We start from the raw sequence: 15,022 nt of genomic DNA, 5'->3' as shown, positions 1-15,022 counted from the left end.
AAAGTGCGGATCAAGTTGAAATTTACATTCCTTATAATTTCAAAAAACAGCGTTGCTATTTGGTTGCCGTTGCGGTTGCCGCACGCGCCCACAGACGCTTGCCATACTTCCAGTAGCCGCGCACGTTATTCAGCCGCGTATCAGTCCCCGGCTCGACCGGAATTATCTCGCCCTTGAGATGCTTGGCCAGGAAGGGTGCCAGAACAGCTCCACCGCCACCGGTGATCATGACCCGGTCGATATCCCAGTCATTTGCCCACAGTCGGTTGGCATCTGTGGCAATCGCCGATGCCAGCTGCGAAAACGCATGCTCTTTGACCAGCTTGAGGTCATAGCGCTTGCCATGAATCTTTATCGAGCCGCGATCGACCGCATCGTACAGGCGGTAAAGCTCGACGCTGATACCGCTCGATTCCTGCAGTTTGGCGGCAACTGTCGCGTAAGCCCGTGAAATGCCGGTGTCGGTAGTTTTACTGCCACGTTCGGAATAGCGCGTACGGTCGGCAATAGTGTAATCGGTGGTGCGAAAACCCACATCGATGACACCGATTTTCTCACTCAGGAATCGACGGTCACGCACCTCGCCCAGGTCGCTCAGCATCAGGTTCATGACAGTACCAAAAGGCTGCGGCACGACGCGTACCTCGGAAATACGCACCACGGTATCTTCGCGGTCACCGTTCTTGTCAGTGACTACGACCGGGTGCTGGCCTTTCAGAATGTTAATCAGCTCGGAACGATGGCGACGGTAATGGCTGATCGGCAGACCTGCCACCAGCTTGATTGGCTCCTGCCTCTCCACCATCTGCGAGAGCGGTGTTAATGCCAGCACCTTGGTAAATTCAGCGACAAACTGGCTCTGGTCCAGGGTGAAATAACGCTCGACGCTCTGCCGTTCAGCCAGCTCACCGACGAAATAATTGTGATCGTCGAGCTCTATGTGCAGATACTCTTCTTCGTCCGGATCGCTTAGCAGCTGCTCACGGAACTGCAGCTCCGAGGCTTCACCGTATACCGATTTAAAGACGATGAATCGTTGACCGTTTGTGGCCTTGGTGTAACCAAAACCGATATCCAGCCCGATCACTTCCATCTTTTTCCCCCGGACGTTTATAGCGAGCGACGCTGTATAACATGCCCCTGAATGGGGGTCAAAGACAGGCTTTTCCCTGCCTCTTGGCCGGGCAAATCAGCCGCTGGCAACACCCTCGTCTGTTCGTCTGGGTCGCAGCACCAGTTCGCCGCCGCAGTTCGGGCACTCGTGCCCCATATGATCGCCGCAGCTACAGCAGAATGTACACTCGTGACTGCAGATCAGCGCCTTGCCAGCAGGCTCCAGAGTGCAGCCACAGCGCTCACAGCTGCCTTTCATCAGCAAAGCCACAAACAGCACCTCTCAGTGATGGAGCGTCGCAGCCCCAATGGCGGCGCCGCTCACCGCCAGGGAAACTAACAGCCCGGTCGGACCCAGCACAAGCGTCGCCAGGACTACGAGAACCACGCTTAGAACTATTATCAACAGGTAGGCGTGTGACGAAGCCGCGCCAGCGATTGCGAGTACGTCATCGAGATCATCCATCATGCGCGCCAGTCGTTGCAAAGCCGTTCTCCGAGGTGGAGCACGGAGCATAGAAATGCAAGGCGAACAGTTCCGTGAACGCCATCACACTGGCATGACTTCAGTCGTCGTCGGGAGCGGTCTTGCCAGTTGGCGGGCTTGTTTTCTTGTCGCGCATCGCAGCGGCGGCCACCGCCCGCACAATCCACTCGTTGCGGTCGATTCCCTGGCCGGGAGAAGCACCACGGGCAGCTGGTGTCGCTTGGTCTTTTTGTTTTTTCACAGAATATGCCTGGGTACGTATCAATTGAAGCGTGACTATAGACGTTCCCGGCTGCGAATGCAGCGGCACCGGTCACAACCGCAGCCGGTTTACATAGTTACAGGTCCTGCTGGAAAGATGCTATCGCTGCAGCAACGCCTGCGACAGTTGCCGCTTCAAGGTGCAGATGGTGCTCGCCTTCAACCTCCACAATCTGCAGGCTGCGACATGCCCGGGCCCGGCGCTGGTAGACCTGTTGCGGAAAATCCAGGCCCCCGGCCGCGCGGACCAGCAGGACCGGCGTCTCGATTCGCGCGATAAAAGCGCAGACCTGCTCCTCGGTAAGACGTAGCGGCGAGTCGTAGCGCAGACGCGGATCAGCGCTCCAGACGATGTCGCCATCCAGGTCCCGCGTGCCGCGTTGCGCCAGCAGTCGGGCAGCATCGCTTCCCAGACCCGTTGCATCGGTCCGCGCCTGCGCTGCTGCCTCCACCGACGCATAGCGCGATGGCGGCGACGTCGGCTGCAGGTAGCGCTGCAGGGATCTTTCCAGCTGCCCCGGCGCCTGTTCCGCCGGCGTCGTCAATGCGCCAAACCCCTCCAGGCATATGACGCTGGAAATCCGCTGCGGGACCGTCCCGGCCACCAGGGTTGCCACGGAAGCACCGAGCGAATGGCCCAGCAGGCCGAACTTCTCCAGCCCCAGCGCATCAGCGACAGCGATGACATCTGCCACGTTGTCGATAAAATGATAGGGCACCGAGGCAGGCCGATGATCGGAACGACCATGCCCGGCCAGGTCGAGGGCATACACGTCCATCTCATCGAGCAGCGGCAGCAATTTCGACCAGGTCGCCGCATTGTCCAGCCAACCGTGTAACGCGATGACAGGAAAACCGCCGGCGCACGGCCAGTGCACACCGGCGATCACGCGACCGGCGATTTCCAGACGTATTTCCTGCTGGTTCTTCAGCCCGCGGCTACCTCGACAGCCGCCTCCTGCTGCGCCGATTCCCACGCCAGTATGGCGCGCTTGCGAGTTTCGCCCCAGCGATACTGACCGCTGGCGCCATTACTGCGAATAACCCGGTGACACGGTATGTACCAGGCAATGTGATTGGCGCCAACCGCCGATCCGGTCGCGCGGGCGCTGCCCGGGTGACCGGCCAGTTCTGCCAGCCTGCCGTAGGTGCAAACGACTCCCTGCGGGATCGCCAGCAATGCCTGCCAGACCTTGAGCTGGAAATTGGTACCGGTCACCAGCAATGAAACCGGGTGCTGCGCATCCGGCGGGGTTGCCAGACGACCTGCAAGCGACTCCGTATCGGCCTGCGAGCGGCGCAGCTGCGCCCCCGGCCACAGCTGCTGCAGCCGCTCGATTTCGGCAGTGACGCCGTCCTTTTCACAAAACGCGAGTCCGCAGATGCCACGATCGGTCAGTGCAAGCAGCACATCACCGAAAGCACTGTCATGATGGCCGTAGCGAATTACAAGGTCTTTGCCGCGTTGCTGGTATTCGCCGGGGCTGACTGCCTCTACCGAAACAAACTGGTCATGCAGACGCGACGGCCCGGACAGACCGATCTGGACAGATGCATCCAGGACACTCGCTGATTGATCCAGCAGGACCTTGGCATGCTGGACCGTGAGATATTCCAGGAACCGCTTCGGGCTCACGCCAGCCCAGCGACGAAACAACCGCTGGCAGTGTGATTTGCTGACACCGGCGGCCCGGGCAATATCCTCTGCCGACGGCTGCCCGGTCACTGATTCCTGTATGTAACGAATGGCGCTGGCAACGCGCTGGTAATCATCCATCTCGGCGTTTCCTCAGGCTTGTTGCAGGCAGCCTAGCGTGTCGCCAAGGGTGGCGGCCACCCGTTTTCGACCATGTCATAACACGCCAGCCTCATGTCGGCATTTCTTACAGCGCACAAGCTTCGCCCGCAGCATTTTTTTTTAACTTTTACATAACCTTAGCAACAATCGGTGTAGGCACATGATTCTATTGCTACAGCGCCCGTCTGGCACAGAACGTGCTTGCTGACAGTGTACGCACGCGCAAGCCGACGCAAGAACGGCGCGCTGGCGACATAAGCAAAAGGTGGACTGATATCGAGAACATTCATGCCGGTCATCGCTGACTCCAACGCCTGGCATGCTCGCTTCGAAGACGGAAAGTAAACAATCCCAGATAACGAAACGCTTTGAAACCGCGAGAGATAACTACAACAAGAAAATAATAACAACAACACCACCGCCGGACCTGTAGCCCCGCCTCGCGCGGGGTTTTTTTTGACGCGCTCGGTCACACTTTTGAAGAGCATGAGGCGCGCCTGCGGCGAGCAACCTTAGATTATGCTGAGTGTATTCGCTTTAGCCGCAGGTTCTCGTGGGAGCGGCATCCTGCCGCCACTACCTGCGAAGATGGTGCTGGAAAAGGTGCCGGGCGTAATCGCCTCCGCAATGAAGAACCTGGAGGGTCAGAACGACCACTTCCCGTCGTCATTACGCCGCATGCCAAATGACTCGCGTGACACACCAGGCAGCGTGTCATACGGGTCGTAACCGCGGTTTTCGCGCGAAATACTCAGCTCACCAGTCTGCTGGCGTGAACTGTCCTTGTTGGTAACCGTCTTGCGGTTGCGGCGTGACTTGCGAAAGAAAAAACGCACGGCTCTTCCTGTGAACTTCGACGCCCTTATTATCGGCGCAACGATCCGGCAACTCGATAGCTTGTTGCAGTGTTTAAAACAATTCCCCAAAAAGTAACGGGTGCCACAGAATGTAAAAAGCCGGGGCAAGCCCCGGCTTTTTACGCGTAATAACCGCTAACTCAGTAACTTACTGCGCGCTTGAGCTTCTTGGCCTGAGCCACCCACTCGGTTACCTGGTTTTCGGTTGGCAGCTTGCGAACGAGTTTCTTCTTCTCGTTAACCTCGGCCATCTTGGCGTGAAGGTTTTTTGCACTGCGGCCCTTCAGCTCGGGAACGGTGTCGACACCAGCACATTCGAGCAGGTCGGCATATTCGCTGCCGACACCCTTGATGCGAGTCAGGTCGGCCCGGTTTACCCAGCCGAGGATCAGCTTTTCGGTCACCCCGGACTTGGTGGCGATTTCCTTGCGTCCCTTCGGGGTACCACCCATCTCCAGCAGCTTATCTGTAGTCTTGATGCCGGCACCAGCCAGCTTCTCGGCGTATGAGGGTCCGATTCCCTCGATGTCTGCAATTCTTGCCATTGTTGTTCCTCCAGAAATTTAATCGCCCGACAAAGATGAGGGGATTGTAATTGCTACTCCGTCAGATCGACAGCTGCAGAGGCTGCCGACGCAACAATTTACAATCGCTTCAGGGGTTGCCGAGCTCCTGCCGCAATGCGGCAACATCGTGTACACCGGTCACTTTATGGTGATAGCTCCATTCGCGCCCGGCGATGTACTCACGCATGGTTTCCGACTCTGATTCCAGGTCATAGATGCGCGCCTTGACCACGTCGCCAATGCTGATGATGCCCACCAGTTCGCCGCCTTCCAGGACCGGCAGGTGGCGCACACGGCGGTCAGTCATGCAGGCCATGACAAAGCCCATATCATGGTGTGGCTCGCACACCACCAGCTTGCGCGCCATGACATCGCCTATAGGGTGCTGCAGCGCCTCGGGACCGTGATCGCCCAGGGCCGACGTGATATCGCGCTCAGAGGCCAGGCCGGCAAGCTGGCCCGACTCATCCCGGATCAGCACCGCACCGATGCGATTTTGCCGCAGGATTCTCGCCACCTCGATAATGCTGTCACTGACGTTGGCCGTAACCACATCGTGACCTTTGCTCTGCAGGATCGTTGCTACCGTTACCGTGTAGGCCCACTCGCGGTCGCGAATTTTGGCGACCCAGTTATTCATTAACTCGCGGTACAGGTTGCGGCGCTTGCGGTGCAGGAACAAGGCGTCCATCAGGCGACCGGCAAGGCCATATTTGGGCTGGTACTTGTAATGCATCCTGAGCACGACACCATCGTCCTGCTCTTCAACTTCGAATCGCCGCGTCATGCTGCGAAACGGATACACGCCGTCGCTGGAGTCGACCTCCATCGTGTAAGAGCGGCCCTCGTCCCATTGGGTGCAGTGCTCGGTCCAGGTATAGCCGCGGATACTGTATAGACGCCTGCGGGCGGTGCCGTTCGCACCATCCAGCATCTCTACCTTGCTGATATGCGGCGACGCGTCCGCAAAACTCTGCAGATCGCTGATGACACGCCACACCACGTCAGCATGGGCTTTTATCTTGCGTTGTAAATGGATAACCGGCATACCCGCTCGTCGCGGCCCGAACTCAGTGACTGCTGTGCCAGCTTGCCCGCTTTTCCGGCGCTATACGCTCGACTTCCCAGCGCGACAGCATGGGAAAAGCGTCGAATGCCAGCAGCAGCAAAAGCAGAAAGCCGCTTACCAGGGCGATTGTACCAGCCGCACCACCGACCGTGCTGAAGGGCACGTGCGCCTCCCACTGCGCCGGCAGCACCATCAGGTAACGATTGAGCCATACGCCGGTACATATCAGCAGCGCGACCATGCTGGCCAGCACCAGGCTGCGTTTGACCCTGGCAAATATCAGGAACGCCAGCGGCAACATGAACAGGCAGGCGACGGACGTCCAGAAAACCGGGCCGTAGTGACCCTCCATCTGCGCATTCAATGGCCGCAATTCGTTCGGCAGATTGCCAAACCACGTAACAAAAAACTGCGCCCAGAAAAAGTACAGCCACAGACACATAAAGCCCGTAAAAATGATGCCGAGGTTTTTGATCTGACGCGTACTGAACACGGTATCGATATTGATGTAGCGGCGCTGCAGGCCGGCCAGCAGCAGCAACAGCGCGGTCCCGCCAAACATGCAGCCGATCATGTAGTACATGGTAAATACTGTGCTGTGATAGTGCGGCCACAGCATCATGGCGAAATCCAGCGAGATCAAGGTGTTGGCGAGGCCGGCAATGATCAGTACAGGCACCGACCAGAAGTACAGCCGATGCGTCAGCGCTTCCGGATCCGCGGTGCCACCGGCACCGCCAAACAGCGCTAACACCATCCGGCGCAGTCCGGTTGCCTCGGCGACGGCCCGCTGGTCGATATCGGGACGAAGGCTGATGCGCACGTACAGAAACGCCACGACATAGAACACCACCTGTGACGCGAGCGCACGGAACAGCAGCTTTCCTTCACCCAGCCAGGCGCTGAGGTGTTCGCCCGGCGCGGGGTCGATCCAGAAAAACAACTGGTGACGCGCCCCGAAATAAACCAGCAATATGCCGACAAATGAGATCGGCATGAAAACCAGCGTTGTCACTTCAGCCAGCCGGAACAAGGGTCGCGCCCAGAACCCGCCGGACAACCGCATGATGGCGGTAAAGGCTACGCCAAACTGGGTAATACCCTGCAGGAACAGCAGCGTAGTCAGAAACATGCCCCAGCCGCCGGCTGTGTCGCCGGGCAGCGTCATTGCCGCAACCAGTGCGCTGATTACAAAGATCGCCGCCATGACCAGGCGCATGGTGTTGTAACGGGACCGCTGGTCAACACCGACGGCCCGGGGTATTTCAACTGATACTGCGGCGTCTTCGTTCATTGCGCCTTCAGCTCACTCTTGATGTAGTTGATGATGTGCCAGCGATCGATTTTGTCGATGGCATCACGGTAAAACGGCATGGCAACCCCGCCGTGCGTAATCGTGTAGAAGATCTGGCCGTCACCCTGCAGCTGTACATAGTCGGTTGAAAGGTCCATCGGCGGCGGCACGAATTTTTTTCCGACCGGCCCGTCACCCTTGCCGCTGGCGCCGTGGCATACCGAGCAATGAATGTCGTAGACCTCCTTGCCGCGCGCGACCGACGCCTCATCCACTGCCACCGGGTTGCTCAGGGTCCGGGTCGCCAGCAGTCGGGAACGCACAACCTCGGCAACGTCCTGCGGCACCGGCATCGCCTCTTTGCCTTTGACGGGAACCGAACCCTGTGGCTCGCGTACCGCCGTCTCCTGGGGTTTGACCGACGGCTGGTCCACCATGTCCTTGGACCACGGCAGCCCTTGCGCCGCGGCGGCGGACAGGACTCCGATGACAAGCAACACCAGGCGCATATCAGTACTCCACCCGCTTGATCTCGACCGCACCGCCCTCACGCATCACGCCCTCGACCGCAGCCAGGTCAGAGGTATCTGCCGGCACGGACACCACAAAGCGGTCAATATTGGCCTCCGGTGTATAAGGGGCGTCTTTCCATGCCGGCAACCCCGAGACCACATGAAATCCAAGCAACGTGGCCAGCACGCCGAACAGGATCGTCATCTCGTACATGATCACCAGGTAGGGCGGTATCGGGATTATCGGCCGACCGCCAGTTGGCAGCAGGAACACCAGCGCGGTGCCGGCGGCAAGCGCAAAACCGGACACCCCACCGAGTATTGCGCCGGTCAACGAGAAAAACCGCACCTTGCTCTTGCCTATCCCCAGCACTTTTTCGACGTCATGCATCGGGATCGGTGTCATCACGCTGAGCGGCACGTCCATGGCCTTCAGCTTGCCGGCAACTTCGAGGAAATCCTCCTCGTATTCATACAATGCCATTACGCTTTCTGCCATCTGGCGTCCCTCCGCAGCGGCGTGAGCGTTTCCTTGGTCTCATAAATCGAGATACATGGCACCCACTTGACGAATATCAGAAACAGCGTCGCGAAGATTGCGAATGACCCGATGGTGATTGACACCTCTACCAGGCTTGGCAGGTAAAAACCGAATGAATCCGGCAGGAATTTGCGCGGCAATGCTGTCGCCACAATGATAAAGCGCTCGGTGATCATGCCGATGTTGATCAGGATCGACAGCACGAGCATTTTGTTCCACGAGCAGCGGATCTTGTTGGAAAACATCAACAGCGGCGCGAAGGCGCAAAATGTAATCATTTCCCAGTACAGAATTGCATACGGTCCGGCCATACGGAATTTCAACCACTCGCGCTCGAACGATGTTCCGCCGTACCAGGCGTTGAACACCTCCATGACGTTGATATAGGTCCATATCAGCGACAGCACAAGGAGCAGTTTGCCGAGGTTGTCGACATGTATCTTGCGTATGTACTTCTCGTAGCCGAAGGCCTTTCGCAGCAACCACATCACCGTAACAATTCCGGCGGTACCCGAATAGATTGCCCCGCAGACGAAATACGGCGCAAAAATCGTGTGATGCAGGCCGGGCACTATCGACAAGGCAAAATCCCACGACACAATACTGTGAACCGAGACAGCCAGCGGGATCACAAACACCGCGAAGAAGGTATAGGCCCAGTTGAGTGTGTGCCACTCGTGCTCGGTGCCACGCCAGCCAAAGGAAAAGATCGTGTAGAGGCGACGCCGCATGCCGGTGCTGTTATCGCGTACCGCGGCAAAATCCGGCACCGAGCCCATGTAGATAAATATCGAGCTGGCGGTCAGGTAGGTGGTGATCGCCATCACGTCGAACATCAGCGGCGAGCGGAAATTCGGCCACAGACCCATCTCGTTTGGCAGCGGGAAGCTCCAGTGCACGTACCAGACCCGCCCGACATGCACCATTACAAACATCGCGGCAGTCATCAGCGAGAACAACGTCATTGCCTCGGCGCTGCGGTATATCGTCTTGCGCCAGGAACTCTGCGTGATGTGCAGCACTGCCGACAGCAGCGTGCCCGAATGGCTCAGGCCAATCCAGAAAATGAAATTGGAAAGATACGTGCCCCACACCGCATTGCGGTTCATTCCGGCGGCACCGACACCAACGTGCCACTGGTAAAGCCAGGGCAGGAAAAAGCAGACCACCGCGATAGTGATGGTCGTGCCGAGCAGCCACCAGTATTTCGGCGTGGTGACCAGCATCGAACGCAGGACATCCTTGTTGACGTCAGCCCATGCCGGTTCCTGGTAGTCAGCCATGAGCTTCCGCCTTCCTCAGATACACAACCGACGGCGTTGTGTTGAGTTTTTCCAGAACCCGGTAGTTGCGTTCGTCGGTGGCGGCTTTCGATACTGCACTGTCAGGGTCATTGAAATCGCCAAACACCATGGCCTCGGTCGGGCAGGCCTGCACACAGGCCGGCGTAACCTCGCCATCTTTGACGCGCTTGTCGCCACCGCGATCCTTGGCCTGGTCTTTGGCGTCGCGAATGCGCTGGATGCAGAACGTGCATTTTTCCATCACGCCCTTTTCCCGCACAGAAACATCCGGATTCAGCTGCTGCTCCAGCGGCTCGTCCCACTGGTAGGAGTACCAGTTGAAATAGCGCACCTCGTACGGACAGTACACCGCGCAGGTGCGGGTACCGATGCAGCGGTTATAGACCTGCGTGTTGAGGCCATCCTGGTTGTGATACGTGGCGAACACCGGGCACGCTGTCTCGCACGGCGCCTGGTCGCACTGCTGGCACAGCATCGGCAGAAAAGTCACCCTGGCGTCAGGGTATTCACCCTCCCAGTAGCGCTCGACCCTGATCCACTTGATCTCGCGTGCCCTGGCGAACTGCTTCTCGCCGACGATGGGCAGGTTGTTCTCCGCCGTACAAGCGACGACGCAGGCTTCACAGCCGCTGCAACGGTCCAGGTCGATCACCATGCCCCAGTGATAATCGAACTTGCCGAAGTAGCCCGGCTCGCGGAGTTTTTTCCATTTGTCGAGTATTTCTGGCACCGGTTACTCCGTCAGCTAACCGTGGTTTTCATCTTTTGCATGCGGATCGGGTTTCCCGCCTTCGCCATACGGTCCGAGTATGGACCGGCCCAGTTCACGCGGCGTACCGGACGTGCGGATGAGTTTCACCCGTTCGCCGGTGGGTTCAAGACTGACCATGGTTGCGCCCCATGCCAGCGCACCGCTGTCACGGTCGGTGGCCACATCAACTATGGCCAGCGGATTTGCACCACGGTTACTCGCATAACGGCCGAATGTGCGGTGCCCCTGGCCGATCGGCATGGCAACGACATCCGGACGAATGGCGGGATAGGTAATGACCGGCGCACGCAGGCTGCCGGACCCGGACCGCACTTCGACCACGTCGCCATCACGCAGCTTCATCGCCGCGGCGGTTTGTGGATTGAGCTCGATCCAGCTGTTGTAAACCACGCTGGTCAGCGGATCAGGCAGCTCCTGCTGCCACGGCAGATTGGCGCCGCGACCGTCGAACCAGGCATGGCTGAGATAAGGCTGGAAGTAGTAGCTGTTGCTACCGGCCGGTTTTGCCACTTCCGCCGGATCCAGAACCTGTGCCGGCGGCGGCAACGCCGGCCCCTTGCGATCTTCCGCCCACACGCCTGCCTGCAGCACGCTGTTCCAGAAGTCGTCGAAGCTCATGCCATCGAGCGCTGCCTTGCGCTGCTCGTACACGCTTTGCCAGCGCGATCGCAGGAAACTGTAGCTGTCATTCCACGGCAGTTTTTCGGCCATGTCGCTGCCCAGACGCCGGCCCAGTTCGATCAGGATATCGCCGCGCGGACGGGTGTCATGCACGGGCGCGACTACCGGCTGCATGATCGATGCCATCGCCAGCCCGACACCGGGTTGCGGCGTGTCATCACCCCAGTCCTCAAGCGTGGAGTGCGGCGCAAGGATCACGTCGGCCATCGCCGAGGTTTCATCGACAAACGGCGAGATTGCCGCGATAAATGGCACCGCCTCCATTGCCGCCTGCAAGCCGACGGATTCCGGCAGCGAGAACACCGGATTCGTGCCAACAATCACCAGGGCCTCGATGCCCCCGGCGTTCATGTCGTCAGCCAGCCTGGCGATATCAGCAAAACCGGCAACACGGTCCGCAGCAGCGGTACCAATTGCCGGGTCGGGGTTCGCGGTAACTGCACTTCCGGCAACGGCGTTCAGCACATTGACTGCCGCCGCGTTGGCGGTGCCGTTTACTGCGTTTGTAGCGCCGCCGCCGGCGATAGCCAGCGGCTGTTCAGCCGCTGCGAATTTGTCGGCAAGACGGCTGATGGTGGCGACATCAAGACCGCTTGCTGCTGCAGCGCGCTCGATGGTGTAAGCCGCCAGGCCACTGCCACCCATGCGGTTGGCAATCGCCAGCGCAACAAGCCCTTCGCTGCCTGGCCGGGCCGGCAACCACTGATCGGCGTTGGCGCCGCTCAGCGACATGCGCGCCTCGACCTGGACCACGTGCCCGCGGTGCTCACCGCCCTGCCGCAGCTGGCCGTAACCGAGGCTGTGATGAACCGGCGACAGCCAGTGGGAAAGATAGTCAGCACCAAATGACAGCAGGAAGTCGCTGTTAGCGATATCGTAGTACGGCAGCTCGGCGCGACCATAACTGGCAACGTTGGCTGCCAGCATTGCCTCCGGCACGGTGAAGTCGTATTGCAGGTAGCGATCCGAACCCAGTCCGGCCATGAATATTTCCTGCAGGTCGTGCAGGTGGCCCCGCGTTGCACCAGCCAGCAACGCAATGCGGTCGGCACGACCGGCGCGGCGTATAGCCGACAAACGCTCAGCAACCGTAGTAAAGGCCTGTTCCCAGCCCATTGGCGCGAACCTGCCGGTCCCCCGATCGCCGCGACGCTGCTGCGGCTGCCGCAACCGGTCGGGGTTGTAAAGCACATTCAGGCCAGACTGCCCGAGAGCACAACTGCGGCCCTGGCTGACCGGGTGCAGCGGGTTGCCTTCGATCTTCTTGGCGCGACCCTCGCGTACCCGCACCTCGATACCGCAACCCGCGCTGCACTGACCGCACACGGTCTTGTAATAAGTCGCAATACCAGGCGTGAAATCTTCCGGCGTCGCCACGTAGGGTATGTACTGCTCGCGGCGGTACTTTCTGCTTTCCTTAACCAGGAAACCAGCGCCGGCACCGGCACCGGCGGCGCCGACTATCTTGAGGAAGTCTCTCCGGTCTATTGCCGACATATGACGTTCCAGTCCATTCCTACTTGTGACAGGTCCAGCAGTCGCGCCCGTGTTCAACCTGGCGCTCGTTGTGACAGTCGAGGCACCACTGCATTTTCAGCGGCTCCACCTGCGCGACCCTGTCCATATTCGCCACGTCACCATGGCAGTTGCTGCAATCAACACCCGCCTGGATGTGGCGTTTATGAGGAAAGTAGGCAAAGTCCGGCAAGTCGTGAACCTTTACCCAGGGAATTGGCTCCTGCCGCTCCCAGTAACCGCGCAGCTTGATGATTTCAGGGCTTTCCCACACGGTCGGCATGGCGCGGTGGCAATTCATGCACTTGTTAACACTCGGCACCGTAGCGTTGATTGACCTTGCGACATGCACATGACAATGCATGCAGGGGATTTCGTTTTCCTGGGCGTGAATACGATGACTGAACTCGATGGGCTGGGCCGGTGCGTTTTCGCTATAGAAGGCCGCGTTGACCGCGTAGCCAACCGTGAAACCGACAATAACGGCAAGGGCGATTAAGGCGTGCTTCTTAAAGGTCCGCAGCGCGGTGTAAACCGATACAGACATCCCCCATTCCCTTTCGAATTTTGATGCGTCGCAACCTTTGGGGATGTTGCCTTTTTTAACGCTTTGCTGTCATGTTGCGACGCAGCTAGAAAGAGCTTGCGTCGGTGAGATAGATGTCCGGTCCGAAGCAGTCAGAGCCGCCAATGCAAAACCGCGTTCGATAACGGCCGGCGCTCGGGAACACCACGTTTTTCAGTGGCAGAAGCAGGTGGCTGCGTGCCGGCGGGCGTCCGCGACTGACCGCGTTAACCTCCGTATGACCTTCCACGGTGTAAACAGAGTGGCCGTCAGGGTCGAGCAAATCGACGGTGAAATCCTGCCTGCCGGAATCGGTTTCGCGCCACTCGATGACGCCGCACAGCAGCAGGCGCTCCTGGCGAGCCGGAAATCCTTCCGCCAGGAGCTCGTTGTACACGCCGAGGATGTGCAGCTTGCCGTCCTGATCGGCGGCGTCGTCGCAAAAGAACGCTTGCAGCAACTCAGTCGAGCGTTGCGATGTAGGCTGCGACGTCGCGCACGGCCTGATCGTCGGCCAGCATCATCGCCATGGGCCTCATCTGCATACCAAAGGCATCCTTTGGATCGGTGCCGCGGATGCCGCTCTTGTACGCCAGCAGCTGTCGCTCGATATACCAGTCAGCAAGACCAGCGAGCGGCGGTGCGTTGAGCGCTTCCATACCTTCGCCACCCGCGCCATGGCAGGCGGCACACGTCGCGTACAACTTCTTGCCGTTTTCGACATCACCCTTGACGGACGCTGCCGCTTTGGTGGCCGGCAGTGTTTCGATAAACGCCGCAACGTTTGCAACTGCGGCATCATCGGCAAGCGTCATCGCCATCGGCCGCATTTGTGTGCCGTACATATCTTTGGGATCAGTGCCACGTGCACCAGCTTTGAAGTTTTGCAGCTGGCGTGCGGTATACCAGGCAGGCATGCCGGCGATGTTCGGCGCATTAAGGGCTTTGCTGCCTTCGCCATCGGCGCCGTGACAGGCGGCACAGACCTTGTAGCTGGCTTTGCCCTGCCCGGCATCAGCCGCCAGCACGGGGCCGGACAGACCCAGCGCGATCAGGCTCACTACAACTGCTGTTTTATTCACGGAATATCTCCAAAATATAAATACAGGGCCGGTCGGCGGGGCTGTTCAGAGGTCGCCTGGCCAGTCGATCGTATCGTACCGGTGCGCTTCCTCACCACGCGCCAGCATCTTTATACCATCGACGATCTTGCGCGCGTACCACTCAACTATATGATCTGACATTTGTTTTATCTTGTCAGGAACGTCGTCCGGGCCAAACGGCTCCACAGCCAGCAGCGGTTTTCCATGTCGTTTGGCTATGGTCATCTGCAGGTCAACCAGCTCCGGGTTCTGCAGGTACTGCGTGCAAAGCACGATGACCACCTCCGCTGCCTCGATCTGGCGGGTTAGTTCATCGCGCCCGGCCAATACTTCGTCGCCTTCCGGCTCGTGCTCGGGATCCGCATGATTGACATAATAGAAAGTGTCGATATCGCCGAGATAGTCGAACAACCGCAGGTAATCGTCGTCGAGCTCCCACAGGTGGGTAGCAAAAAGGTGGATCGCGTCTTCGTCGGGCACGGCATTTCTCCCAGCAAGCGGCCTATTTTAGCTCAACTGCGAGCATTTCCGTGGACCCGGTCGGTGGAGGCGTGCCATACAACTCATCTATACTGAGCGGCTTG

At 59.0% G+C, this 15,022-nt stretch carries 18 protein-coding genes and 1 pseudogene; all 19 read right to left on the bottom strand.

Annotated features, from left to right (window positions below; translation table 11 throughout):
* Positions 1-55 precede the first annotated feature (55 nt).
* Positions 56-1,093 carry a ParM/StbA family protein gene (locus HKN06_06680; GenBank protein NNF61000.1) on the bottom strand — a complete coding sequence of 346 codons (1,038 nt, stop codon included), beginning with the start codon at positions 1,091-1,093 and terminating at the stop codon, positions 56-58.
* A 96-nt stretch (positions 1,094-1,189) separates the two neighbouring features.
* Positions 1,190-1,372: a DUF1272 domain-containing protein gene (locus HKN06_06675; GenBank protein NNF60999.1), complete on the bottom strand. Its 183-nt coding sequence runs from the start codon at positions 1,370-1,372 to the stop codon at positions 1,190-1,192.
* A gap of 24 nt (positions 1,373-1,396) precedes the next feature.
* Positions 1,397-1,600, bottom strand: a complete 204-nt coding sequence (locus HKN06_06670; GenBank protein ID NNF60998.1) for a hypothetical protein — start codon at positions 1,598-1,600, stop codon at positions 1,397-1,399.
* 79 nt (positions 1,601-1,679) lie between these two features.
* Positions 1,680-1,841: a hypothetical protein gene (locus HKN06_06665; GenBank protein NNF60997.1), complete on the bottom strand. Its 162-nt coding sequence runs from the start codon at positions 1,839-1,841 to the stop codon at positions 1,680-1,682.
* A gap of 97 nt (positions 1,842-1,938) precedes the next feature.
* Positions 1,939-2,838, bottom strand: a complete 900-nt coding sequence (locus HKN06_06660) for an alpha/beta hydrolase (GenBank protein NNF60996.1) — start codon at positions 2,836-2,838, stop codon at positions 1,939-1,941.
* A complete protein-coding gene (locus HKN06_06655; protein NNF60995.1) occupies positions 2,790-3,638 on the bottom strand; it encodes a methylated-DNA--[protein]-cysteine S-methyltransferase in 849 nt (282 codons plus the stop codon). The genes HKN06_06660 and HKN06_06655 overlap by 49 nt, the downstream gene beginning before the upstream one ends.
* A 665-nt stretch (positions 3,639-4,303) precedes the next feature.
* Positions 4,304-4,495: a hypothetical protein gene (locus tag HKN06_06650; protein ID NNF60994.1), complete on the bottom strand. Its 192-nt coding sequence runs from the start codon at positions 4,493-4,495 to the stop codon at positions 4,304-4,306.
* A gap of 161 nt (positions 4,496-4,656) precedes the next feature.
* On the bottom strand, positions 4,657-5,061 hold the full coding sequence (locus HKN06_06645) for a DUF4332 domain-containing protein (GenBank protein ID NNF60993.1): 405 nt from the start codon (positions 5,059-5,061) through the stop codon (positions 4,657-4,659).
* 109 nt (positions 5,062-5,170) lie between these two features.
* Positions 5,171-6,130 carry a CBS domain-containing protein gene (locus HKN06_06640; protein ID NNF60992.1) on the bottom strand — a complete coding sequence of 320 codons (960 nt, stop codon included), beginning with the start codon at positions 6,128-6,130 and terminating at the stop codon, positions 5,171-5,173.
* A gap of 22 nt (positions 6,131-6,152) precedes the next feature.
* Positions 6,153-7,445, bottom strand: coding sequence for a hypothetical protein (locus tag HKN06_06635; protein NNF60991.1), 1,293 nt, complete (start codon positions 7,443-7,445; stop codon positions 6,153-6,155).
* Positions 7,442-7,954: a c-type cytochrome gene (locus HKN06_06630; GenBank protein NNF60990.1), complete on the bottom strand. Its 513-nt coding sequence runs from the start codon at positions 7,952-7,954 to the stop codon at positions 7,442-7,444. The genes HKN06_06635 and HKN06_06630 overlap by 4 nt, the downstream gene beginning before the upstream one ends.
* Position 7,955: 1 nt before the next feature.
* Positions 7,956-8,456, bottom strand: coding sequence for a DUF3341 domain-containing protein (locus tag HKN06_06625; protein NNF60989.1), 501 nt, complete (start codon positions 8,454-8,456; stop codon positions 7,956-7,958).
* Positions 8,441-9,781: a polysulfide reductase NrfD gene (gene nrfD / locus HKN06_06620; protein NNF60988.1), complete on the bottom strand. Its 1,341-nt coding sequence runs from the start codon at positions 9,779-9,781 to the stop codon at positions 8,441-8,443. Before nrfD ends, HKN06_06625 begins: the two co-directional genes overlap by 16 nt.
* Positions 9,774-10,457: a 4Fe-4S dicluster domain-containing protein gene (locus HKN06_06615; protein ID NNF60987.1), complete on the bottom strand. Its 684-nt coding sequence runs from the start codon at positions 10,455-10,457 to the stop codon at positions 9,774-9,776. The genes nrfD and HKN06_06615 overlap by 8 nt, the downstream gene beginning before the upstream one ends.
* Positions 10,458-10,547: 90 nt before the next feature.
* The gene (locus tag HKN06_06610; protein ID NNF60986.1) at positions 10,548-12,752 is read right to left on the bottom strand and encodes a molybdopterin-dependent oxidoreductase; all 2,205 of its coding nucleotides are present in this window, start codon (positions 12,750-12,752) and stop codon (positions 10,548-10,550) included.
* A 19-nt stretch (positions 12,753-12,771) separates the two neighbouring features.
* Positions 12,772-13,317 (bottom strand): cytochrome c3 family protein, encoded by a 546-nt coding sequence (locus HKN06_06605; protein ID NNF60985.1) that lies wholly within the window; start codon positions 13,315-13,317, stop codon positions 12,772-12,774.
* Positions 13,318-13,402: 85 nt separating this feature from the next.
* Positions 13,403-13,795, bottom strand: coding sequence for a hypothetical protein (locus HKN06_06600; protein ID NNF60984.1), 393 nt, complete (start codon positions 13,793-13,795; stop codon positions 13,403-13,405).
* A 1-nt stretch (position 13,796) separates the two neighbouring features.
* Positions 13,797-14,339, bottom strand: a pseudogene (locus HKN06_06595) (c-type cytochrome).
* A gap of 123 nt (positions 14,340-14,462) precedes the next feature.
* Entirely contained in the window at positions 14,463-14,918 is a 456-nt protein-coding gene (locus HKN06_06590; GenBank protein NNF60983.1) for a hypothetical protein, read from the bottom strand.
* Between the last annotated feature and the right edge of the window lie 104 nt (positions 14,919-15,022).

The sequence above is a fragment of the Gammaproteobacteria bacterium genome (assembly GCA_013003425.1).
In the GTDB taxonomy this organism is placed as follows: domain Bacteria; phylum Pseudomonadota; class Gammaproteobacteria; order Steroidobacterales; family JABDKV01; genus JABDJB01.
The sequence above is the reverse complement of the archived record's forward strand: the minus strand, read 5'-3'. Positions and strand labels throughout refer to the sequence as shown.

Bases quoted from the DNA above. Each gene is read 5' to 3' on its own strand.
- HKN06_06680 (NNF61000.1), bottom strand. From the start codon at position 1,093: ATGGAAGTGATCGGGCTGGATATCGGTTTTGGTTACACCAAGGCCACA.
- HKN06_06675 (NNF60999.1), bottom strand. From the start codon at position 1,372: ATGAAAGGCAGCTGTGAGCGCTGTGGCTGCACTCTGGAGCCTGCTGGC.
- HKN06_06655 (NNF60995.1), bottom strand. From the start codon at position 3,638: ATGGATGATTACCAGCGCGTTGCCAGCGCCATTCGTTACATACAGGAA.
- HKN06_06645 (NNF60993.1), bottom strand. From the start codon at position 5,061: ATGGCAAGAATTGCAGACATCGAGGGAATCGGACCCTCATACGCCGAG.
- HKN06_06640 (NNF60992.1), bottom strand. From the start codon at position 6,130: ATGCCGGTTATCCATTTACAACGCAAGATAAAAGCCCATGCTGACGTG.
- HKN06_06635 (NNF60991.1), bottom strand. From the start codon at position 7,445: ATGAACGAAGACGCCGCAGTATCAGTTGAAATACCCCGGGCCGTCGGT.
- HKN06_06630 (NNF60990.1), bottom strand. From the start codon at position 7,954: ATGCGCCTGGTGTTGCTTGTCATCGGAGTCCTGTCCGCCGCCGCGGCG.
- HKN06_06625 (NNF60989.1), bottom strand. From the start codon at position 8,456: ATGGCAGAAAGCGTAATGGCATTGTATGAATACGAGGAGGATTTCCTC.
- nrfD (NNF60988.1), bottom strand. From the start codon at position 9,781: ATGGCTGACTACCAGGAACCGGCATGGGCTGACGTCAACAAGGATGTC.
- HKN06_06615 (NNF60987.1), bottom strand. From the start codon at position 10,457: ATGGTGATCGACCTGGACCGTTGCAGCGGCTGTGAAGCCTGCGTCGTC.
- HKN06_06610 (NNF60986.1), bottom strand. From the start codon at position 12,752: ATGTCGGCAATAGACCGGAGAGACTTCCTCAAGATAGTCGGCGCCGCC.
- HKN06_06605 (NNF60985.1), bottom strand. From the start codon at position 13,317: ATGTCTGTATCGGTTTACACCGCGCTGCGGACCTTTAAGAAGCACGCC.